Source organism: Sporosarcina koreensis (genome assembly GCF_042655825.1).
GTDB lineage: Bacteria > Bacillota > Bacilli > Bacillales_A > Planococcaceae > Sporosarcina > Sporosarcina koreensis.
In genome coordinates, this window is record NZ_JBHSNP010000008.1 from 112,348 (window position 1) to 132,227 (window position 19,880).

A 19,880-nucleotide genomic window follows, 5' to 3' on the forward strand; every position below is an offset into this window, starting at 1 on the left:
GAGCCCTTGCACGGTTAATGGAGCCTTTGTTGGAATAATGGAACCCTTGATAGAATAATCGAACCCGTGTGCAAATAATTGAGCCCTTGCAATTTTAAGTGGGTAGTTTCATCTTTATAGTCATAAAAAAAGCAACACATCTTTTATCGATGTGCTGCTTCTTTTCATTTACTCATAAACAGTCAATCCTGCTTTCGCAATCAATTCTTCCGCTTTGTCCGTCTGTTCCCAAGGGAGTTCGACGTCAGTGCGTCCGAAATGGCCGTATGCTGCAGTCTGCTTATAGATCGGGCGGCGCAGGTCGAGCATTTTAATGATGCCTGCCGGACGTAAGTCGAATAGCTCACGTACGATTTCGACGAGTTTGCTTTCCTCGACTTTGCCTGTTCCGAACGTATCGATGGAAATTGAAACCGGTTTTGCAACACCGATTGCGTAAGCCAATTGAACTTCGCAACGATCCGCGAGCCCAGCCGCTACGATGTTCTTCGCTACGTAACGCGCAGCATAGGATGCTGAACGGTCAACTTTTGTCGCGTCTTTTCCGGAGAATGCACCGCCGCCATGACGTGCATAGCCGCCATATGTGTCAACGATGATTTTCCGACCTGTCAAGCCTGCATCCCCTTGCGGTCCGCCGATAACGAAACGGCCAGATGGGTTAATGAAGTATTTTGTCTCTTCATCAAGTAATTCTGCCGGTACGACAGGGTAGATGACATGTTCTTTAATGTCTTGTTGAATTTGTTCCAACGTGATATCAGGATGGTGTTGAGTCGAGATGACGATCGTATCAATCCGCACCGGATTATTATCCTCATCATACTCCACCGTCACTTGCGTTTTTCCATCCGGACGCAAGTAGTCGAGCGTATCATCTTTTCTAACTTGCGCCAGCCTGCGTGCCAACTTATGGGATAAGCTGATCGGCATCGGCATAAGCTCCGGCGTTTCATTGCAAGCATAACCGAACATCAAACCTTGGTCCCCTGCTCCAATCGCTTCAAGCTCTTCATCACTCATTGTCCCTTCGCGGGCCTCAAGCGCCTGATCGACACTCGCCGCGATATCAGGGGATTGTTCGTCGATGGACGTCAACACGGATGACGTCTCCCAGTCGAATCCGAATTTAGCGCGTGTATAGCCGATTTCCTTCACTGTGTCCCGCACGACTTTGGGGATGTCTACGTACGTTGTTGTCGTGATTTCTCCGATGACAAGCACGAGCCCTGTCGTAATTGTCGTTTCACACGCTACGCGTGCATTCGGGTCTTCTTCTAAAATAGCGTCCAAAATGGCGTCAGAAATCTGATCGCACATTTTGTCCGGATGTCCTTCTGTTACCGATTCCGAAGTGAATAATCGGCGATTTGTCATTGTAGTTTCCTCCTTAACGGCTTGCAAATATTGATACGGTACTCTAATTGTCCCAGTAAGTTCAGCGCCTAGAGATTCGACGTCAACATACACAAGGATTAAGGGCCTGACAATATAAAAAGCCCTTCGCTCACGTAAATATACATGAGGAAAGGCATAATTTCAAAAGCAGCACCTTTCACTCTTATCGTCCAAGGAATTCAACCTTGCTCCAGGTTTGGCACCTTCTCGCGGCCAAAATGGTCCACGCAGGTTGCCGGGCTTCATAGGGCCTGTCCCTCCGCCAGCTCGGGATAAGAGTATCCGTTCAATAAACAATCCTACGAAAAAGTTTGCACTTTGTCAAACATTTTTAGACATATGTACTTGAGTTTTTCATTAGTATAGATTATTATTCTAAATGTGTTATACTATTTACGAAATGTGATGAAACCCATCAAATGGGATTACATGCAAAGGACGGTACCAAAAAATGATTTCAGCTAAAATTGAAAACGGATTACACGAGTTACTTTCAGGCAACAACGTAAACATACAGCCTTCAGTGGCGGAACTTGTTGAAAAAGCGACTTCCCGAGGTGAAGCGAAACTTTCCGCAGACGGCGCCCTCACTGCCGAGACAGGAAAGTATACAGGCCGTTCTCCTGAGGATAAGTATATTGTCGAAGAAGAGACTTCAAAAGACAAAATCGACTGGGGCAAAGTGAACCGCCCAATCTCATCTGAAATCTTTGATTCATTATATAAGAAAGTTCTTAACCACCTAAAAGCGAAGGAAGAGCTATTCGTATTCAAAGGCTTTGCAGGAGCAGATAAAAACTCCCAGCTTTCCATTCAAGTCGTCAATGAATTCGCATGGCAAAACCTTTTCGTCCATAACCTGTTCATCCGCCCGACTGAAGAAGAATTGAAAACGCATGAAGCACAATTCACAGTCATTGCGGCTCCGACATTCAAAGCGGATCCTGCAGTGGACGGAACGAAATCCGAGACCTTCATCATTGTATCACTTGAGAAGCGCATTGTGTTGATTGGCGGTACGGAATATGCGGGAGAAATGAAAAAATCGATCTTCTCCGTCATGAACTATTTGCTTCCTGAACGCGGAATCCTTTCCATGCACTGCTCGGCAAACGTCGGTGAAGAAGGAGATGTGGCTTTATTCTTCGGTCTTTCCGGCACAGGAAAAACGACTCTTTCCGCGGATGCTAACCGTAAATTGATCGGTGACGATGAGCACGGCTGGTCCGATCATGGCGTATTCAATATTGAAGGCGGCTGCTATGCGAAAACGATTAATCTTTCAGCAGAAAAAGAGCCTGAAATTTACGGAGCGATCCGTTTCGGTTCCGTTCTGGAAAATGTCGTTTTGGATGAGAAGACGCGCAAGCCGGACTACGATGACAATTCATTGACTGAAAACACGCGTGCAGCGTATCCGATCCATTATATCGACAATATTGCTGTTCCATCAGTAGCGGGTCATCCGAAGACGATCATCTTCTTGACTGCAGATGCATTCGGCGTATTGCCTCCGATCTCGAAGTTGACGAAAGAGCAAGCGATGTACCACTTCCTAAGCGGCTTCACTTCAAAGCTTGCGGGAACTGAGCGCGGCGTCACTTCACCGGAAGCAACATTCTCCACTTGCTTTGGAGCTCCTTTCCTTCCATTGCCTGCAACGGTCTATGCGGAAATGCTCGGGAAGAACATCGATGAACATAACGCCCAAGTATTCCTTGTCAACACTGGTTGGACTGGCGGCGAATACGGCGTAGGTAAACGTATGGCATTGAAACATACACGTACTATGGTCAATGCAGCGATTGCCGGCGAATTGAACAATGTAGAATTCGAAGAGAATGCAATCTTCGGTCTTGCGATGCCAAAAGCAATTGACGGCGTGCCAACTGAAGTGTTGAACCCTCGTAATGCATGGAGCGATCCAGCTGCATACGATCAAAAAGCCAAGGAATTGGCAGACCTTTTCCGTGAAAACTTCAAGAAATTCGGTCATGTTTCTGAAGATATCACTCAAAAAGGCGGACCAATCGCATAATAAACAAGAAATCCAGGTGCGAAAAAACGCACCTGGATTTTTTTCATTAAAGACCGCCTATATATTCCCCTGTTGCCTCATCCAATCACATAAGTCCCGCACAATCTGTGCATTATGCGCGGTCGGGAAGTAATGGGTATACTCAGGGAAATACCAAGTTTCGTACTGCTTTTCCTTTTCCCGTAAAGCATCTTCAAGCAAAATCGCCTGTTCGAATGAAACATTATCATCCTTCATTCCATGGATAATCAATACAGGAGCATCGATTTCATCCACCCTGAATAGCGCTGTGCGTTCCCGATATGCATCGGGCATGCTATTCGGCGTGCCGCCGATTACCCGTTTCATCATCCGGCGCATATCTTCCCGCTCGTTATATGTAAAGACGACATCCGAGACACCTGCCCATGTTACTACAGACGTGATATCCTCCCGTAATATCGCTGTCCACAGCGCCATGATGCCGCCACGGGAGAAAGCATACAGGTGGATACGGTCCTTGTTCAACTTCGGGCTTTGCTTCAGCACCTCAACGGCATTGACCGCATCTTGGCGATCATCCCCCGCGAACTCATCACGTCCTTCGCCGCCCCTGTTCCCTCGATAATAGGGTGCGAAAACGACGAAACCTTGTGAAGCAAATTGGGCAATGCGCGCGGGACGGACCATGCCGACATGCTGAATGCCTCCGCGCAAGTAAATGATCCCTTCATAATTGCCTCCGCTAACCGGTTCGGCAAGCAATCCCTTCACTTTCAATCCATCCGACCAATACGTTATTTCCTCAAGACGGATGTTTGGATTCGGCGATGGATAATCCCTCCGGTGAAAAATAGATCCGTTAGGAGGCATATGCATTCACCCACTTCCGTATTTCCGCCATACCGGCATCTTTCATATGAAAACTCAACTCATCACAGTTGTCCAATTCTTCGTCCGTCATCCATAAAGCGCCTTCCGTTTCGAATAACTGCGGATTTTCTTCGATGCTGGACACTTTTCCGGTAAATACCGCCTTGCAAAATGTTACATTGCTTATGACGACGTATTCGGCGAACTTGACGAGATCTGATATCGTCACGCCTGTTTCTTCGATTGTTTCCCGTATCGCTGCGTCAAAAATCGTTTCGCCATCTTCCGCCTTGCCTCCCGGAAATTCGATGCCGCGGTTCGAGTGGCGTGTAACAAGCCATTTCCCCTCATGTTTTACTACAACGAGCACATGCCTCGCCTCCATGCCCATTCGATTTTCACCGAATGTCAGCTCGACATGCGCCCCCTGTAAATCTTTAAATGTCGTTGCTATTTGACTTCACGTCCTTTCACAATCAGTTGGATGGTTGAACGGGACCTGAAGTTATCATTGGTCTGCCCTTTGCAAAATACGGCAATTGTTCAATGAACTTCTTCGTTTCCTCATCCGTGAACTCATGAATCAATGCATAAAGTTTCATCGTTCTGCGATCGACATCATGATTGTCCCGATCATAATGATAAGGGACATAAGGCAAATGGGATCGAAGGAAGTTGCGGAACTCCAGGCGATCCATCTGAGAAAATAATTGTTTAAAGACCGGTAGAAACTCCCTGCTCATCTCCACCTCGTATTCCCACGGCGAATCATGTTTATGTGGATAGATTTGCTGATTCGCAATCGATACATACATTCTAACTTTGTCGTTTTCCATTTGATCCATCCTTTTTTGTCGTAGTATGGCTCACTTTGGATAAACGATTCAATAATTAAATGGTGTTTTCCTCTTCATTCGCAACGCGTTCCACCGCGCTCGCCACATTGGCATGCACTGTTGGATCCAATGGATGCGGCACAAGATCTCCAGGTTTCGTACTGTCCAAAATTGCGAGTGCAGCAGCAATGAGCATCGGATAGGTAATATCTTTCGCATGTGCATTCAATGCACCCCGGAAGATACCTGGGAATCCAAGAATATTATTTACTTGTCTGCCGTCTGCTGCAAATGCGGCGCCCGCTTCCAATGCCGCTTCCGGCTCGATTTCCGCATTCGGATTGGATAGCGCCAAGATGATTTGGCCTTGACGGACCATCTCCGGCTTGATCAACCCTTGCACGCCAGTCGTTGCAATGACGATATCACAAGTTTTCATGATCTCTTCGACTGAATCCAAAGCCGTTCCGCCATGTTGCTTCAGTCTGTCGGCAGCTTCAGAATTCGGGTCGACCCCGTACATTTCCTTTACGCCATATGCCATGAACATCCTGCTGATTGCAAGTCCCGCAGCACCGAGACCGATTTGGCCGACAACGGATTGCGACAATTCCACTCCGGATTGACGGCATGCCGAAAGAGCTGAAGCAAGTGTGACGACAGCAGTGCCATGTTGGTCGTCATGCATGACCGGAATATCCAGTTCCGCTTTCAACCGCTCTTCGATTTCAAAGCAATGCGGCGATCCGATATCCTCGAGAAGAATTCCGCCGAAGCTTTGATGGATATGCTTCACGGTTTCCACAACCTCATCCGGATCACTCGTGTCTAACAGGATAGGAATTCCGCTTATGCCAGCGAATTGATCGAATAAGACTGCCTTCCCTTCCATGACTGGCATACCTGCCACAGGACCGATATTGCCAAGACCTAAAATGGCTGTCCCGTCTGTCACGATGGCGACCGTATTTGAAATGCCTGTAAAATAATCGGCTTGCACCGGGTCATTTTGAATCACTTTACAAACATTAGCGACGCCCGGCGTGTAAATTCTTCGAAGGTCTCCTAATGAACGGACTTCCACACGGCTCTTCATCGCTATCTTGCCGCCTTCATGCGCGTGCAATACATCATCCGTTACCGCATGCACTTGAATCCCATCACCGATTGCATTGATGGCTGCTACGATTTGATCCAACTGCTCCTCGCTCGTGCACTGGATGGAAACATCCCTTATAGTCGATAGCGTGCCGACTTTGATTGTTTGGATATCCCCAATATCACCCTTCAATTCACCGATGGCCGATGCGACCTTTGCAAAATTTCCAGGTTTCGATGGAGTTTCAATAATTAAGTTTCTTATGAATTGGATTTGTGACATGATGTCGCCTCCTATATGATCCCTTTAACTTCCCGTACCCCATTTTACACATAATAATTGACCTCAACAAAAATAAAGCCCGAATTCCTTAGATTGAGAGGAAATTCGGGCTCCTTGCTTCAGGCCTTCACATCGACAGCCGAACCTTTATAAGGATGGACTGCCGGTTGATCCTGCATACTTTGCAGCATATCCGTCACTGCATTTGCATTCACCGATAATGCTTTGTTCATGACACTCAATTGGACAGTAGATTGCAAACTTCTCAATTGGCTTGCCATAATGGAGTTCATGTTCATAAACCATTCCTCCTTTACATTGCTATTATCGGCGATAAAATGGATGTTTCAAGAACCATACTTATTTATTGTCTTCACCGAGGAATGCGTTCAGCATCCATTGGTGCTTCTCAATGCTTTGATACGTCGCGTTCAATAAGTCCTCCGTCATATCATCGCCAACTTCCGCTGCTGCTTCCATCCCTTTTTTCAGGGATTTCATAATTTGACCGAAGTCATCGGCGATTGTTTTCACCATTTCCTCGGCTTTTTCATCGCCTTTTGCCTCTTTTACGACAGACTGCTCCAAATGCTCCTTCAGCGTAGCCGTCGGATTTCCTCCAAGAGTCAACAACCTTTCGGCAATTTCATCCATATGTGCCGTTGCCTCATTGTAAAGCTCCTCAAATTTTGCATGGAGGGTGAAAAATTCTTTCCCCTTCACATACCAATGATAATTATGCAACTTCGCGTACATAACCGACCATGTAGATACTTGTACGTTCAGCTCTTCCATCAATTCGTTAGACATAAAAAAACCCCTCTTCAATTTCTATTGATGATGCTTCTCCCTGTTAATTTACCACTGGAACCAATAAAATAAACATACAGAGAAAGCTAGGTGTCCAACATTGAAAACAATACTGATCGGTATTATAAAAGCATATCAAAAAATCATTTCTCCGCTTACACCGCCATCCTGCCGTTTTTATCCCACTTGCTCGCATTACGGCGTTGAGGCGCTTCAGAAACATGGTGCCTTAAAAGGCGCTTGGCTGACGATTCGGCGGATCTTGAAATGCCATCCTTTCCACGAAGGCGGCTTCGATCCCGTTCCCGATAAGATTGACAAGAAAAAATAACATTTTGCCGGCTTTGGCCGGTTTTTTTCTTTTATGTTGCAGAAACTGTATGTAACATGTATGATAAGAAAGTGTTTAAATCGTAATCATTACTATTAAGTTAGCGGAGGATTTGTTATGAAGAAGAAATCACTTATTCTTCTGGCACTGATCATGACTTTGCTCATAAGTGCCTGCGGGAATAAAGAAGATAAAAGCAAGACAGAGGTTGGCAATAAAGGGAAGCTGACCGTCTATACGACGGTATATCCCCTACAGTATTTCACCGAACGGATCGGCGGGGAATTTGTCGAAGTAAAGTCCATCTACCCGGCTGGAGCCGATGAGCATTCATTCGATCCTACACAAAAAGATATGATTGCGCTTTCCGACGCGGATGTGTTCTTTTATATCGGACTTGGTTTGGAAGGTTTTGTGGAAAGTGCGCAAAAAACTTTAAAGAATGAACATGTCGAGTTCATTGCAACCGCGGATTCCATTTCAAAAGCAAAGCTTGAAGAAGGACATGATGAGCACGAGGACGAACATGAAGAGCACGATCATGCTCACGGTCAATTCGACCCTCATGTCTGGATATCTCCCGTCTTGAGCATCGACCTGGCGACATCCATCAAGGAAACGCTCATTTCAAAAATGCCCGACCAGAAAGAAGCGTTCGAAAAGAATTTCGACCTTCTGGAAGACGACTTAATGGAATTGGATGAGCGGTTTAAGGAAATGGCTGACAAAGCCGAAACGAAAACCTATTTTGTCTCGCACGCCGCATTCGGCTATATTGCGAAGGAATATGGACTGAACCAAGTGGCAATTGCCGGGTTGAATTCACAGAGCGAACCTTCCCAAAAGCAACTCGCAAACATCGTCGAGCTGGCCAAGGATGAAAATGTCCAATATGTTTTATTCGAACAGAATGTTTCCTCGAAGCTGACGGAAGTTGTCGGAAAAGAAATCGGCGCACAATCGTTGATGCTTCATAACCTCGGTGTCCTTACCCAGAAGGATATTCAAAACGATGAAACATACTTCACGTTAATGGAACATAATTTGCATGTTTTCGAACAGGCGCTAGGCGTCAATAAATGAACAAAGAGAGGGTTCCCATAGGGGCCCTCTCTATTTTTTCGCCCATTCCTTCAGTTCACGTCGAAGGAGTTTATTCGATGCATTGCGTGGCAGTTCATCTACAAAATAGAATGCTTTCGGCGTCTTATAACTGGCAATCTGTTGTTTGCAATACAGTTCCAAATCCGGCGCTGTCAGCTTCTCTTCTCCCACTATGAATGCGACAGGCACACTGCCCCATTCAGGATGATCTTGCCCGCAGACGCCCGCCTCTTTTACAAGTGGATGCGAAATAAGTACATTTTCGATTTCAGCAGGATAAATATTTTCACCGCCGGAAATGATCAGGTCGGACCGTCTATCGACTATGAATAAATAGCCTTCCTCATCGATATAACCGATATCCCCTGTCGGCAGCCAGCCGTCTTCGAGCGGATCCCGTTCCGACGCATGGCCGATATACCCTGGCGTCACGTGAGGCCCCATCACAAGGACTTCCCCGAAATCTCCCGGCTGGCCCGCATCTCTAATTTGAATCTGATTGAAGAACAAAGGCTTGCCCGCGGAACCGGACTTCCGCAGTGCATCTTCGGATGACAGTGTTGCAGTCTGTGAACTCGTTTCCGTCATACCGTACGTTTGCAAGACAGGTAGCCTATATGCTTGCGCCCTGCGCAAATAATCATCAGGCACTGGTCCTCCGCCCGCTAACATCGTTTGAAAGGAAGGATGTGCAACGGACCCGTTTTTCTCAAATTGTTCAAGAATCCGTTGCAAGCCTGTCGCGACAACGGATATTCTCGTCACAGTGCCATTTTCAATTTCCTCCACAATCGAAGCCGCATCGAATTTTTCATACAGCCGTACCCCCATGCCATAAATGACGGATCTTGCAAGTATGGAGAAACCGCTAATATGGAATAACGGCATTGTGCAAAGCCAACGATCATCTTCAGCCAAGCCTAAATTCAATACGGAGGACACTGCGCTCGACGTATGATTGCCGGCAGTTTGACGGACTCCTTTCGGATAGCCTGTCGTGCCTGAAGTATACATGATCGTAATCGTCCTTGACGGTTCCCATACCTTAGTAATTGAAAAGCTTTCCTCACCGCTTGATCCGATAGCAGCAAACGTAAGCTTTGGGGTGCTCAACTCATCGATTCGATCAACAAACTCATCATCGACAAGCAAGGTGGAAGCGTCACAATCATCTAATTGCCATGAGATTTCTTTCGAAGACAGCCTGCTGTTCAACATGACGATTTCGAGCCCAGCCAACAGACATCCGTGAATGATAAAAACCATCTCGGGCGTTGATCGGCCCAATAAGGCAATCCGATCCCCTTCATTCAACCCATTCCATCTTAATTTCCGTGCAATTAAAGATGCTTCATCTAAAAGCTGCTGGAATGTCCATCGCTTGTCTTCATAGGAGAGAGCCATCCGATTCGGGGTCAAATAAGCCCTTTGCAGCAACCAATTAGGTATCATACACTCACCTTCCTCGAATAGAAAAGCTGCCTAGTTGAACAGGCAGCTTGAATAATTTACTATGCTTACAATATTAAGGGAATCTTGGGAATTGGCCGAAGTCAGGTTTACGCTTCTCTTTGAATGCGTCGCGTCCCTCTTTCGCTTCTTCAGTTGTGTAATAAAGCAAAGTAGCGTCCCCAGCCATTTGTTGAAGACCAGCTAGTCCGTCCGTATCAGCATTCATTGCTGCTTTTAGGAAGCGGAGTGCAGTCGGGCTCATGGAGAGCATCTCTTCACACCATTGAACCGTTTCGTCTTCCAATTGCTCATAAGGGACAACTGTGTTTACGAGGCCCATATCCAATGCTTGTTGCGCATCGTATTGACGGCACAGGTACCAAATTTCTCTAGCTTTTTTATGGCCGACGATGCGAGCCAAGTAACCCGAGCCATATCCAGCGTCAAATGAACCTACTTTAGGTCCTGTTTGTCCAAAACGTGCATTGTCCGCGGCAATCGTTAAATCACATACGACATGCAACACATGACCGCCGCCGATTGCGTATCCCGCAACCATCGCTACTACAGGCTTCGGTATGACACGGATCAATCTTTGCAAGTCAAGGACGTTCAGACGTGGGATTTCGTCATCTCCGACATAACCTCCATGTCCACGGACAGATTGGTCGCCACCTGAGCAAAATGCCTTTTCACCTTCTCCTGTTAATATGATGACTCCGATGCTGCTATCATCCCGTGCTCGAGAAAAAGCATCGATCAGCTCCATTACAGTTTTAGGACGGAATGCATTGCGCACTTCAGGACGGTTGATCGTCACTTTTGCAATGCCGTTGTACTTCTCATATTTAATATCTTCATATGTACGGATTGTTTCCCATTGACGTGTCATGTTCTTCCTCCTCCATTATTATAGGTCTTGCAAATACTCCATAATCATTGTAGCAAACAATCGCGGTTTTTCCACGTGAATTGCATGTCCGGCGCCTGAAACGACAATGTGTCGCCATGCAGGAGATCGGTCATTCATTTCCTGGGCAATTGCTACAAATTTCGCATCCAGCTCGCCTGTTAGAAGAAGAACAGGATTTTGAATCGAATGAAGGGCTTCCCAATAGGATTCCTGGCTGCCAGTTCCGATACCAAGCAGGCTGTTTGCAAGTCCGGTTGCACTTTGTTGAAGTCTTTCATTCCGGATAGCCTGCCTTTTTTCCTCGGGAAGGCTTTTTTGAGATTCAAAAAGGGGAATACTTTCCCACTTATCAACAAAAGAGGCGATGCCTCTCTTCATTATCTTACTGGCGAGTGCTTTGTCCGCAGCTCTGCGTTCTGTCCGTGCTTGCTCATCCACCAAGCCCGGAGATGCACTTTCGAGGATCAAAGCCTGAACCCGCTTTGGATAACGCACCGTATAGGCGAGGGAAATGCGGCCGCCCATTGAGTAGCCGACCAAATAAAAGGAATCCAATTTCAATTGCTCAAAAAGGGCTTCCAAATCTTCAATCTGCTCCTCCATCGAATAGCGTTCCGGCTTGTCGGGAACGGTTGTTTTTCCGTGCCCCGTCAAGTCAATCGCAATTGTCCGATATTTCCCTTGCAGTTCATCCCGAACTTCCCTCCATGTGGCTGAAGTTCCTGTAAAACCGTGTAGAAAGACGACCTCGGGCAACTGTGGTTCTCCTTCAACTTCGACATAGAAGGACAGCCCTCGGACTGGAATCAATTCACTCATTCCCTTCCAGCCCCTTTACGACTTCGGCCCAATAGGCACGGTGGGCTTTCACATTCACCGGTCTGTTCGTGAACACTTCGATGATCCGGACGTCTTTCGTCTTTTCTTTTTGCAATTCTGCTTGGAATTCCTCCACCGTATGAACAGCAGCGTACTGTGCGTCATACATCGCCCCGATATGTCCGAACGTCAAGCCTGTCGGTGTGCCGAATAATTCTTCGAAATGGTTTTCGACACTCGCTTGTGGAAGATAGGAAAAAATTCCACCGCCATCGTTATTCAATATGACAATCGTTAGATTCGTCTTATGGAATCTCGATACGATCAACCCATTGACGTCATGTAAAAAGGACAAATCGCCAATAAGCAGGTACGTAGGCCTTTTTCGTGTCGCTTCGACGCCAAACGCCGTAGAAACGACACCATCAATCCCATTCGTTCCTCGATTGGAAAATATCGTGATATCCTTCTCCGTCTTGCAGAAAAATGTGTCGACATCACGGATTGGCATGCTGCTACCGCTGATCACATCACTGCCATCCGGAAGCATGTCGAATAACGTCTTCACAATGACCCCTTCATCCCCTGCGCTTCCCTGATACTTTAGGGTTTCGGTTTCAGCAAGTTGTTCAGCAGAAGACCATTGCTCACGATAGGAGGACGCTTCCTGCTGTTCTGGCACGTCATAGACAGACTCCGGCGAACATTGAAGATGATGTGTCACGACGCCAAGTGAATCCCGGAATTCCGGTGATTCATCCACAGCAATAAACACTTCCGGCCGGCATTTCTTCAAAAATAAAGACAATGGCTTCGAAACTGGCTGTGCACCGAAACGGATGACCGTGTCGGGAGCTGCATTCGACTTGAACAAGTCGCTTTTCAAAATCGCATCATAATGAGCGATGCACAATGTTCTGCAGTCTTCAGGAACTTCCGATCTCAAATTGGATAAAGGATCGCATAGCACGGGCCATTGCAATCGCTTTGCAAAGTTCCAGAATGCATCCTTATCAAATCCGACCGGCAATTCCCCGGCTATGACCAGTCCACTTTCCGCTTCTGAAAAGAGGGCGGATAGCGACTGTTTTTGAATAGCTGTCAGTTCAATTTCCCCATGGATCCGTTCAACGAACGTCGAGGCTTTTGATTTCCTATCAAAATCGATGAGCAGCGGCTCCCGTAACGGGATATTCAAATGGATCGGCCCCATCGGTTTTGTTAATGCAACGGAGACGGCGCGATTGACATGCCTTTCCAAAAACCAATCCAGCTCTTCATTATCCTCCGCAATTGGAAGGTCCACACTGAACTTCACATGCTTTCCATACATATTCAGTTGATCGATCGCCTGCGGTGCGCCAACGCCCCTCAATTCATGTGGACGGTCAGCCGTCAGGACAATGAGCGGAATGCGAGCATAGAACGCTTCGGTAATGGCAGGATGATAGTTAGAGGCCGCTGTTCCCGATGTACATAAAAGAACAACAGGCCGGCCGGATGCCTTCGCTAAACCTAGCGCAAAATATGCTGCCGACCGTTCATCGACTTGCATATAGGTCTGCATCTTGTCTGACGCAGCGAAAGCATAGGCTAGAGGCGTGGAACGGGAGCCTGGACTGATGACTGCCTCCTTCACGCCTGCCTGCAGCAATGTATCTGTCATCCGTAATACGTGGTCCGTCAAAATTCGTTGTTCATCCATTCAGCTTTCCTCCAAGCGCCCGCAATACCGGTCTGAATTTCACCCAAGTTTCGTCATATTCCAGTTCGGGAACGGAATCCGCAACGATTCCTCCCCCCGCGTATAGATATGCCCGGTCGCCGTCTAGCAGCGCAGAACGGATGGCCACGGCAAATTCCCCATTGCCTGAGGCATCAATCCAACCGATTGGAGCTGCGTAATAGCCTCTATCCATACCTTCCTCATGACGAATGATTTCCAAAGCGACATTCGTCGGAACCCCTCCAAGCGCCGGAGTCGGATGCAATGCCTCCACGAATGAGAAGATATCATTTTCCTGGCCAAGCGTACCCTGGACAGGCGTGTAGAGATGCTGGATATCTCTTATTTTCATCAGCTTCGGTGTTTTCGGAATGAGCACTTCGCTGCAATATTTATTAAACACATTTGAAATCATGCTGACGACGTGCTGATGCTCTTCCCGGTTTTTGCGATCCCCAAGAAGCTCCTCACCGAGTTCCCGGTCTTCCTGGGCGGATTTTCCGCGACGGATCGATCCGGCTACACATGCCGAGTAGGCTTTTCCATCTTTGATTTCGATTAGACGCTCAGGCGTTGCACCAAAGAACAGTGAACCCCCTCTTTGAAGCCCGAAGTGGTAGCTCTCCTGCTGTTCATTCGTAATGGCATGCAATGCTTTGACGTTATTGAAATCGCGTTCAAATTGAAGCTCAAGCGCTCTGGCAATGACGACCTTGTCAGCTTTGCCTTTCCGAATGGAGGCAGTGACGTTTTCCACTGCATCCAAATACTGCTTCTTACCCCGTTCTGTCGTAGCGACGACCTTATTATCATTCGCAAAATCAAACTCCTCCACCTGGGCGATGTGGATCAGTTTGTCGCGTTCTTCCCGTAGCCTTTCAAAATCCTCAGCGGCTTCTTTACAATCGGTGATCATATTGATCGAAACCATCGTCTTGCCTTCCTCGATTTTCAATTGAAATGAAGGCACAACGAAATAACCGGACGGGAATCCTTCCCACTCCGATTCCTTCCTGTTTTTCTCATCAAATGAAAACCCGCCGAATAGGACAGGATCGATATCTTTTTCTTCTTTTATGAGAATGGAACATAGCTGCTTCCATTGCTCCGATATATCCTTAAAACGGCTTCCCGCTTTTGCGGTTGCCAACGTATAGGCATGTCCAATCCCGACAAGCGTCAATGTCTTATCGGCATTTTGCCAGTAGAACCGTTTGTCTTTGTATTGCGAAGCGCCTGCTTCAAAAAAAGACAAGGGTGATATCCTTCCGACTTCGACAGTTTCCGTGAAGAAGCGCGTACTAGGAGATATCATCACTTTTTGTATTTCACGAACATCCGTCATCTTGTGACCCATCATTTTCTCTCCTTCATCTTCAATCCATCGTCTTGCAATGAAACACGTATTATTTTTTTTGTAGAAGAATGAGTTTCTTAGTTCCATTATACCGGAATATCGTGTTTCTCGCATAGATAATGCAAACAAGGATACCTCTTTCAGCCGTTTTGGAGTACAATGGATAACGGAAACACGAGGATAGGAGAGAATACATTGCAACATACTATTAAAGCTGATTCCGGATGGCGAATATGGTGGCAGCTTACGAGACCACATACTCTGACTGCGGCTTTCGCTCCGGTTTTCCTAGGAACAATGATTGCTTTGACTCACGGAAAATTACATTTTCCTTTATTTTTCGCCATGCTGATCGCCAGTCTTTTCATTCAGATGGCTACGAATATGTTCAATGAATACTACGACTTCAAACGGGGATTGGACAACGAAAACTCCGTCGGAATCGGAGGGACAATCGTCCGTAACGGCGTAAAGCCGAAAACCGTTTTGCAAATTGCGCTTGCGCTGTATGCTATATCCGTTCTGATCGGGATTTATATTTGCCTTGAGACCTCTTGGATGCTTGCACTCGTCGGAGCCATTTCAATGCTGATCGGCTACTTGTACACAGGCGGACCGATTCCGATCGCTTACACGCCTTTCGGAGAACTTGTATCCGGAGTAGTCATGGGCATGCTGCTGATCCTTATCGCCTTTTATATACAGACAGGCGTAGTGACGACAGACGCTGTTCTCATTTCGATTCCGAGCATGCTCCTCGTCGCTGCCATCATGATGGCAAACAACATCCGCGACTTGGAAGGTGATAAAGAAGGCGGCAGGAAGACGCTGGCCATCCTTGTAGGGAGATCCAATGCGATTACGATCCTTGCTTCATTCTTTATCGTTTCTTATTGCTGGATAATCATACTCATTGTTTTAGGATATCTTACCCCTTGGGCATTGCTCGTATTTCTGAGTGTACGTAAACCGATAAATGCCATTGCCACCTTCCGCGCTCATCTGCTTCCTTTACAGGTCATGCCTGCGATGAAGAATACGGCTGTGACAAATACTCTTTTCGGTTTATTGCTCGGTATCAGCATACTGATCGGACAATTTCTATAAGGTATCGATGGACTTGCAACTAGTTGCGAGTCCATTTTTTTGTCTGTATTTGTCTTCCATGTTTAGTTCATCGATTCAAAAGGAATTGAGATGATACAACGATTCATTATGAAGTCATTGTGCGATGAGCATACTAACGCAACTAACATAAAAGGATGTGCTGAACATGTTAACGGAGCAACAGAAAACAGAACTCAAGGAAAGTTTACTGGAAATGAAATCACAATTTCAGAAAACGGAAAATGAAACAGACATTCGGGATTCCGCACGGGAAGAAGTAGGAGAATTATCTACGTATGACAATCACCCTGCCGACATGGGCACGGAGCTATTTGAAAGGGAAAAGGATCTCGCTTTGAATGTGCACGCAGGCGATGAAGCCGGCAAAGTGGAGTATGCTTTGCAGGCTTTGAAGAATGGGACATACGGATATTGCGAAGAGTGTAAGAAGGAAATCCCATTCGAACGGCTGGAAGCGCTCCCTTATACAACATACTGCATTGATCATACGCCGGAACAGGATGTACCGGACGACAGACCATCGGAAGAGGATCGATTGATCATGGCCAATCCGAACTCATATGCAGACAGACGAGAGGGCATTTATAGGGACAGCCAGGACAGCTTTCAGGAAATAGCTAAATCGGGTACATCCGAAACACCATCCGATTTTATAGGAGATCATGATGACTATAATACTCTTTATGATGATGAAATATTGGACGGAGCGGCGGAAGAAGTGGAAGAGTTCGTCAGCACCGACATCACAGGCGAAAAGCGAGGATTTGTAAGATCAGATATATCTGAGGAATATGAAGGCAAATTAGACGATGAAGGATTGGAATCTCCTTTAGGGGATATTCCCTATCATCGCAGGGATAGTTATACGGGTGAGGAAAAGTGACGAGAGTGGAATACTCGTCAGAAAGCAGCGTGTCGGGGAATGCCTTCGCCCAAAGTGAGGCCTCATACGCCATACGCCCAAAGTGGACCATTTAGCGCCTATAATTGACCTTTAAGCGCCCAAAGCGGATCATTCTTCGCCCAATGTAGGTTTTCTTACGCCCAAAGCAGTCTGTTTTGCGTCCAATGTAGGACTTTGCGCGCCCAATCCAGGTCGTCACGTAATTAATTTGATACGAATAGAAAAAAACAGGCTAAGAAAAAATGCAACATTTTTTCTTAGCCTGTTTTTCATTTGAAACTAGTATGACCCCTACGGGATTCGAACCCGTGTTACCGCCGTGAAAGGGCGGTGTCTTAACCGCTTGACCAAGGGGCCAATCATATATGGCGGAGAAGGAGGGATTCGAACCCTCGCGCCGCTTTCGCGACCTACGCCCTTAGCAGGGGCGCCTCTTGAGCCTCTTGAGTACTTCCCCGTATAAAATTGGCTCCGCAGGTAGGACTCGAACCTACGACCGATCGGTTAACAGCCGATTGCTCTACCACTGAGCTACTGCGGAATATGATGGGCCTAAGTGGACTCGAACCACCGACCTCACGCTTATCAGGCGTGCGCTCTAACCAGCTGAGCTATAGGCCCATGGAGCGGGTGAAGGGAATCGAACCCTCATCATCAGCTTGGAAGGCTGAGGTTTTACCACTAAACTACACCCGCAAGGAATGGTGGCTCAGGACGGAATCGAACCGCCGACACAAGGATTTTCAGTCCTTTGCTCTACCGACTGAGCTACTGAGCCACATTGATTTGGTAAACTGATAATTTCTCTAGAGTCACTTAGAAATCTGCAATCATCAAATCGTATGTAATGAAAGAAAATGGCGGTCCCGACCGGGATCGAACCGGCGATCTCCTGCGTGACAGGCAGGCATGTTAACCGCTACACCACGGGACCTTTTGGTTGCGGGGGCAGGATTTGAACCTGCGACCTTCGGGTTATGAGCCCGACGAGCTACCACTGCTCCACCCCGCGATAATGTTAATACTTACTTCTTAATACTTGCTACGCTATTTGCATAAGAGACACCTTACGCTTCGCTGTCGGTGTTACTCGCATCCGTTGCTATGCTCGTTGCTCCACCCCGCGATAATGTTAGTTGTAGGAATTTCAAATCCTACTATTCAGTTGTATTCCATAACCACTTTTGCTGCTTTAAAAATATATGGCGGAGGAAGAGGGATTCGAACCCCCGCGGGCTTTAACACCCCTGTCGGTTTTCAAGACCGATCCCTTCAGCCAGGCTTGGGTATTCCTCCGTGATGACTATTCAAATAGTGGTGGACCTTGCAGGACTCGAACCTGCGACCGGACGGTTATGAGCCGTCTGCTCTAACCAACTGAGCTAAAGGTCCTTTTAGGATGGCGGCAGAGGGGATCGAACCCCCGACCTTACGGGTATGAACCGTACGCTCTAGCCAGCTGAGCTACGCCGCCAGGAAAAGTATTAAGATAATTGGTGGAGCCTAGCGGGATCGAACCGCTGACCTCCTGCGTGCAAGGCAGGCGCTCTCCCAGCTGAGCTAAGGCCCCATTTAAGAAGTGGTCGGGAAGACAGGATTCGAACCTGCGACCCCTTGGTCCCAAACCAAGTGCTCTACCAAGCTGAGCTACTTCCCGTATAATGGCGCGCCCGGAAGAATTCGAATCCACAACCTTCTGATCCGTAGTCAGACGCTCTATCCAATTGAGCTACGGGCGCATAATATGATAATTTTATTGGTGCCGAGAACCGGAATCGAACCGGTACGGTAGTCACCTACCGCAGGATTTTAAGTCCTGTGCGTCTGCCAGTTCCGCCACCCCGGCGCAAATAAATGGAGCGGAAGACGGGATTCGAACCCGCGACCCCGACCTTGGCAAGGTCGTATTCTACCACTGAACTACTTCCGCATTGAAAGTGCGGGTGAAGGGAGTCGAACCCCCACGCCTTACGGCACTAGATCCTAAGTCTAGCGTGTCTGCCAGTTCCACCACACCCGCATATTTGTATCAAGACAGAGAGTCAAGAAATGGTGAGCCATGCAGGATTCGAACCTGCGACCCTCTGATTAAAAGTCAGATGCTCTACCGACTGAGCTAATGGCTCATAAAAGTGGTGCCGGCGATAGGAGTCGAACCCACGACCTACTGATTACAAGTCAGTTGCTCTACCAACTGAGCTACACCGGCGATTTATTAGTTTGAAATATTATGGTGGAGGATGACGGGTTCGAACCGCCGACCCCCTGCTTGTAAGGCAGGTGCTCTCCCAGCTGAGCTAATCCTCCATGTTAAAATCGCGATAAGCTTCTCATTACTGCGTCAGCTTCATTCGATCAGTCAGTCACGTACTGTAGTACGCTCCTTCCCTCTCTCAATCGCTTCCTTGTCCTGTTCGCTTCTCCCGATTTTAACGGGGAGTTGCGATAAGCTTCTCGTTACTGCGTCTGCAGCATTAATGCTTGTCCATTTACTATGTAATGAATTGGTTCGGCCCGGCGACGTCCTACTCTCACAGGGGGAAGCCCCCTACTACCATCGGCGCTGAAGAGCTTAACTTCCGTGTTCGGTATGGGAACGGGTGTGACCTCTTCGCCTTCATCACCAGACCATATCGCCTTTCAATCAAGACAATATTGATTATACCAATTCTGATGAAATTTACAAGTCTTTTTTTAAAAAAGTTGTTTGAACGATGCTTGTTCGTTCAAAACCGGATAAAACCAACATTGTCGCTGAACTCAAGTTCAACCGTACTTCATAACTTTAAGGTTAAGTCCTCGATCGATTAGTATCCGTCAGCTGCACGTGT

17 protein-coding genes, 20 tRNA genes, 1 rRNA gene and 1 riboswitch are annotated in these 19,880 nt (G+C 47.2%); of the genes, 5 read left to right on the plus strand and 33 right to left on the minus strand.

Features of this window, described 5'->3' with window-relative positions; genetic code table 11:
* Positions 1 to 168: 168 nt before the first annotated feature.
* Positions 169 to 1,377, minus strand: coding sequence for a methionine adenosyltransferase (metK, locus tag ACFPTP_RS03615; RefSeq protein ID WP_381442309.1), 1,209 nt, complete (start codon positions 1,375 to 1,377; stop codon positions 169 to 171).
* 181 nt (positions 1,378 to 1,558) lie between these two features.
* Positions 1,559 to 1,677, minus strand: a riboswitch (SAM riboswitch).
* A gap of 172 nt (positions 1,678 to 1,849) precedes the next feature.
* On the opposite strand from metK, the gene pckA reads away from it, so the two are divergent.
* Complete coding sequence (gene pckA / locus ACFPTP_RS03620; protein WP_381442313.1) at positions 1,850 to 3,436, plus strand: phosphoenolpyruvate carboxykinase (ATP); 1,587 nt, start codon at positions 1,850 to 1,852, stop codon at positions 3,434 to 3,436.
* A gap of 57 nt (positions 3,437 to 3,493) precedes the next feature.
* Here pckA and ACFPTP_RS03625 read toward each other — a convergent pair whose 3' ends face one another.
* The 6 genes from ACFPTP_RS03625 to ACFPTP_RS03650 all read right to left on the minus strand — a co-directional run bounded on the left by ACFPTP_RS03625 (position 3,494) and on the right by ACFPTP_RS03650 (position 7,315).
* Positions 3,494 to 4,288 (minus strand): alpha/beta hydrolase family protein, encoded by a 795-nt coding sequence (locus ACFPTP_RS03625; RefSeq protein ID WP_381442352.1) that lies wholly within the window; start codon positions 4,286 to 4,288, stop codon positions 3,494 to 3,496.
* On the minus strand, positions 4,278 to 4,658 hold the full coding sequence (locus ACFPTP_RS03630; protein WP_381442314.1) for an NUDIX hydrolase: 381 nt from the start codon (positions 4,656 to 4,658) through the stop codon (positions 4,278 to 4,280). Before ACFPTP_RS03630 ends, ACFPTP_RS03625 begins: the two co-directional genes overlap by 11 nt.
* 106 nt (positions 4,659 to 4,764) lie before the next feature.
* Entirely contained in the window at positions 4,765 to 5,124 is a 360-nt protein-coding gene (locus ACFPTP_RS03635) for a transposase (RefSeq protein WP_381442317.1), read from the minus strand.
* Between the two features lie 55 nt (positions 5,125 to 5,179).
* The gene (locus ACFPTP_RS03640; RefSeq protein ID WP_381442318.1) at positions 5,180 to 6,505 is read right to left on the minus strand and encodes an NAD-dependent malic enzyme; all 1,326 of its coding nucleotides are present in this window, start codon (positions 6,503 to 6,505) and stop codon (positions 5,180 to 5,182) included.
* Positions 6,506 to 6,624: 119 nt separating this feature from the next.
* Positions 6,625 to 6,804, minus strand: a complete 180-nt coding sequence (locus ACFPTP_RS03645; RefSeq protein WP_381442319.1) for a putative motility protein — start codon at positions 6,802 to 6,804, stop codon at positions 6,625 to 6,627.
* 61 nt (positions 6,805 to 6,865) lie between these two features.
* Complete coding sequence (locus ACFPTP_RS03650; protein ID WP_381442321.1) at positions 6,866 to 7,315, minus strand: Dps family protein; 450 nt, start codon at positions 7,313 to 7,315, stop codon at positions 6,866 to 6,868.
* Positions 7,316 to 7,415: 100 nt separating this feature from the next.
* Here ACFPTP_RS03650 and yidD point away from each other — a divergent pair, with 100 nt between their 5' ends.
* Positions 7,416 to 7,646: a membrane protein insertion efficiency factor YidD gene (yidD, locus tag ACFPTP_RS03655; RefSeq protein WP_381442323.1), complete on the plus strand. Its 231-nt coding sequence runs from the start codon at positions 7,416 to 7,418 to the stop codon at positions 7,644 to 7,646.
* Between the two features lie 117 nt (positions 7,647 to 7,763).
* On the plus strand, positions 7,764 to 8,729 hold the full coding sequence (locus ACFPTP_RS03660) for a metal ABC transporter solute-binding protein, Zn/Mn family (RefSeq protein ID WP_381442326.1): 966 nt from the start codon (positions 7,764 to 7,766) through the stop codon (positions 8,727 to 8,729).
* A 30-nt stretch (positions 8,730 to 8,759) separates the two neighbouring features.
* Here the strand turns inward: ACFPTP_RS03660 and ACFPTP_RS03665 are convergent, their stop codons facing one another.
* The 5 genes from ACFPTP_RS03665 to ACFPTP_RS03685 form a co-directional block, all read right to left on the minus strand.
* A complete protein-coding gene (locus ACFPTP_RS03665; protein ID WP_381442328.1) occupies positions 8,760 to 10,202 on the minus strand; it encodes an o-succinylbenzoate--CoA ligase in 1,443 nt (480 codons plus the stop codon).
* Positions 10,203 to 10,275: 73 nt separating this feature from the next.
* Positions 10,276 to 11,094 carry a 1,4-dihydroxy-2-naphthoyl-CoA synthase gene (gene menB, locus ACFPTP_RS03670; protein WP_060206535.1) on the minus strand — a complete coding sequence of 273 codons (819 nt, stop codon included), beginning with the start codon at positions 11,092 to 11,094 and terminating at the stop codon, positions 10,276 to 10,278.
* 18 nt (positions 11,095 to 11,112) lie between these two features.
* Positions 11,113 to 11,934, minus strand: coding sequence for a 2-succinyl-6-hydroxy-2,4-cyclohexadiene-1-carboxylate synthase (gene menH / locus ACFPTP_RS03675; RefSeq protein WP_381442331.1), 822 nt, complete (start codon positions 11,932 to 11,934; stop codon positions 11,113 to 11,115).
* On the minus strand, positions 11,927 to 13,639 hold the full coding sequence (menD, locus tag ACFPTP_RS03680) for a 2-succinyl-5-enolpyruvyl-6-hydroxy-3-cyclohexene-1-carboxylic-acid synthase (RefSeq protein ID WP_381442333.1): 1,713 nt from the start codon (positions 13,637 to 13,639) through the stop codon (positions 11,927 to 11,929). The genes menH and menD overlap by 8 nt, the downstream gene beginning before the upstream one ends.
* A complete protein-coding gene (locus tag ACFPTP_RS03685; protein WP_381442335.1) occupies positions 13,632 to 15,017 on the minus strand; it encodes an isochorismate synthase in 1,386 nt (461 codons plus the stop codon). Before ACFPTP_RS03685 ends, menD begins: the two co-directional genes overlap by 8 nt.
* A gap of 195 nt (positions 15,018 to 15,212) precedes the next feature.
* Here ACFPTP_RS03685 and ACFPTP_RS03690 point away from each other — a divergent pair, with 195 nt between their 5' ends.
* Entirely contained in the window at positions 15,213 to 16,124 is a 912-nt protein-coding gene (locus ACFPTP_RS03690; protein WP_381442337.1) for a 1,4-dihydroxy-2-naphthoate polyprenyltransferase, read from the plus strand.
* A gap of 166 nt (positions 16,125 to 16,290) precedes the next feature.
* Entirely contained in the window at positions 16,291 to 17,028 is a 738-nt protein-coding gene (locus tag ACFPTP_RS03695) for a TraR/DksA C4-type zinc finger protein (RefSeq protein ID WP_381442338.1), read from the plus strand.
* 306 nt (positions 17,029 to 17,334) lie between these two features.
* On the opposite strand, the gene ACFPTP_RS03700 is transcribed toward ACFPTP_RS03695, so the two are convergent.
* From ACFPTP_RS03700 to rrf, 21 genes are all read right to left on the minus strand, one after another.
* Positions 17,335 to 17,406: transfer RNA gene (locus tag ACFPTP_RS03700), tRNA-Glu, on the minus strand.
* A 9-nt stretch (positions 17,407 to 17,415) separates the two neighbouring features.
* A tRNA-Ser gene (locus ACFPTP_RS03705) sits at positions 17,416 to 17,506 on the minus strand.
* Between the two features lie 9 nt (positions 17,507 to 17,515).
* Positions 17,516 to 17,590: transfer RNA gene (locus ACFPTP_RS03710), tRNA-Asn, on the minus strand.
* Positions 17,591 to 17,596: 6 nt separating this feature from the next.
* A tRNA-Ile gene (locus ACFPTP_RS03715) sits at positions 17,597 to 17,670 on the minus strand.
* A 1-nt stretch (position 17,671) separates the two neighbouring features.
* Positions 17,672 to 17,745 (minus strand) — tRNA-Gly (locus tag ACFPTP_RS03720).
* 6 nt (positions 17,746 to 17,751) lie between these two features.
* A tRNA-Phe gene (locus tag ACFPTP_RS03725) sits at positions 17,752 to 17,827 on the minus strand.
* A gap of 80 nt (positions 17,828 to 17,907) precedes the next feature.
* A tRNA-Asp gene (locus ACFPTP_RS03730) sits at positions 17,908 to 17,983 on the minus strand.
* 3 nt (positions 17,984 to 17,986) lie between these two features.
* Positions 17,987 to 18,061 (minus strand) — tRNA-Met (locus ACFPTP_RS03735).
* A gap of 191 nt (positions 18,062 to 18,252) precedes the next feature.
* Positions 18,253 to 18,345, minus strand: a tRNA-Ser gene (locus ACFPTP_RS03740).
* A 19-nt stretch (positions 18,346 to 18,364) separates the two neighbouring features.
* Positions 18,365 to 18,441: transfer RNA gene (locus ACFPTP_RS03745), tRNA-Ile, on the minus strand.
* 8 nt (positions 18,442 to 18,449) lie between these two features.
* A tRNA-Met gene (locus tag ACFPTP_RS03750) sits at positions 18,450 to 18,523 on the minus strand.
* Between the two features lie 20 nt (positions 18,524 to 18,543).
* Positions 18,544 to 18,619, minus strand: a tRNA-Ala gene (locus ACFPTP_RS03755).
* A gap of 10 nt (positions 18,620 to 18,629) precedes the next feature.
* Positions 18,630 to 18,706, minus strand: a tRNA-Pro gene (locus ACFPTP_RS03760).
* Positions 18,707 to 18,711: 5 nt separating this feature from the next.
* Positions 18,712 to 18,788, minus strand: a tRNA-Arg gene (locus ACFPTP_RS03765).
* 18 nt (positions 18,789 to 18,806) lie between these two features.
* Positions 18,807 to 18,895, minus strand: a tRNA-Leu gene (locus ACFPTP_RS03770).
* A 9-nt stretch (positions 18,896 to 18,904) separates the two neighbouring features.
* A tRNA-Gly gene (locus ACFPTP_RS03775) sits at positions 18,905 to 18,979 on the minus strand.
* Positions 18,980 to 18,987: 8 nt separating this feature from the next.
* Positions 18,988 to 19,069, minus strand: a tRNA-Leu gene (locus tag ACFPTP_RS03780).
* Positions 19,070 to 19,099: 30 nt separating this feature from the next.
* Positions 19,100 to 19,175, minus strand: a tRNA-Lys gene (locus ACFPTP_RS03785).
* A 7-nt stretch (positions 19,176 to 19,182) separates the two neighbouring features.
* Positions 19,183 to 19,258 (minus strand) — tRNA-Thr (locus tag ACFPTP_RS03790).
* Between the two features lie 22 nt (positions 19,259 to 19,280).
* Positions 19,281 to 19,356: transfer RNA gene (locus ACFPTP_RS03795), tRNA-Val, on the minus strand.
* 205 nt (positions 19,357 to 19,561) lie between these two features.
* Positions 19,562 to 19,677, minus strand: a 5S ribosomal RNA gene (rrf, locus tag ACFPTP_RS03800).
* Between the last annotated feature and the right edge of the window lie 203 nt (positions 19,678 to 19,880).

Excerpts from the sequence above, each read along its gene's own strand:
- metK (WP_381442309.1), bottom strand. The coding sequence starts at position 1,377 with ATGACAAATCGCCGATTATTCACTTCGGAATCGGTAACAGAAGGACAT.
- pckA (WP_381442313.1), top strand. The coding sequence starts at position 1,850 with ATGATTTCAGCTAAAATTGAAAACGGATTACACGAGTTACTTTCAGGC.
- ACFPTP_RS03625 (WP_381442352.1), bottom strand. The coding sequence starts at position 4,288 with ATGCCTCCTAACGGATCTATTTTTCACCGGAGGGATTATCCATCGCCG.
- ACFPTP_RS03635 (WP_381442317.1), bottom strand. The coding sequence starts at position 5,124 with ATGGAAAACGACAAAGTTAGAATGTATGTATCGATTGCGAATCAGCAA.
- ACFPTP_RS03640 (WP_381442318.1), bottom strand. The coding sequence starts at position 6,505 with ATGTCACAAATCCAATTCATAAGAAACTTAATTATTGAAACTCCATCG.
- ACFPTP_RS03645 (WP_381442319.1), bottom strand. The coding sequence starts at position 6,804 with ATGAACATGAACTCCATTATGGCAAGCCAATTGAGAAGTTTGCAATCT.
- ACFPTP_RS03650 (WP_381442321.1), bottom strand. The coding sequence starts at position 7,315 with ATGTCTAACGAATTGATGGAAGAGCTGAACGTACAAGTATCTACATGG.
- ACFPTP_RS03660 (WP_381442326.1), top strand. The coding sequence starts at position 7,764 with ATGAAGAAGAAATCACTTATTCTTCTGGCACTGATCATGACTTTGCTC.
- ACFPTP_RS03665 (WP_381442328.1), bottom strand. The coding sequence starts at position 10,202 with ATGATACCTAATTGGTTGCTGCAAAGGGCTTATTTGACCCCGAATCGG.
- menB (WP_060206535.1), bottom strand. The coding sequence starts at position 11,094 with ATGACACGTCAATGGGAAACAATCCGTACATATGAAGATATTAAATAT.
- menH (WP_381442331.1), bottom strand. The coding sequence starts at position 11,934 with ATGAGTGAATTGATTCCAGTCCGAGGGCTGTCCTTCTATGTCGAAGTT.
- menD (WP_381442333.1), bottom strand. The coding sequence starts at position 13,639 with ATGGATGAACAACGAATTTTGACGGACCACGTATTACGGATGACAGAT.
- ACFPTP_RS03685 (WP_381442335.1), bottom strand. The coding sequence starts at position 15,017 with ATGGGTCACAAGATGACGGATGTTCGTGAAATACAAAAAGTGATGATA.
- ACFPTP_RS03695 (WP_381442338.1), top strand. The coding sequence starts at position 16,291 with ATGTTAACGGAGCAACAGAAAACAGAACTCAAGGAAAGTTTACTGGAA.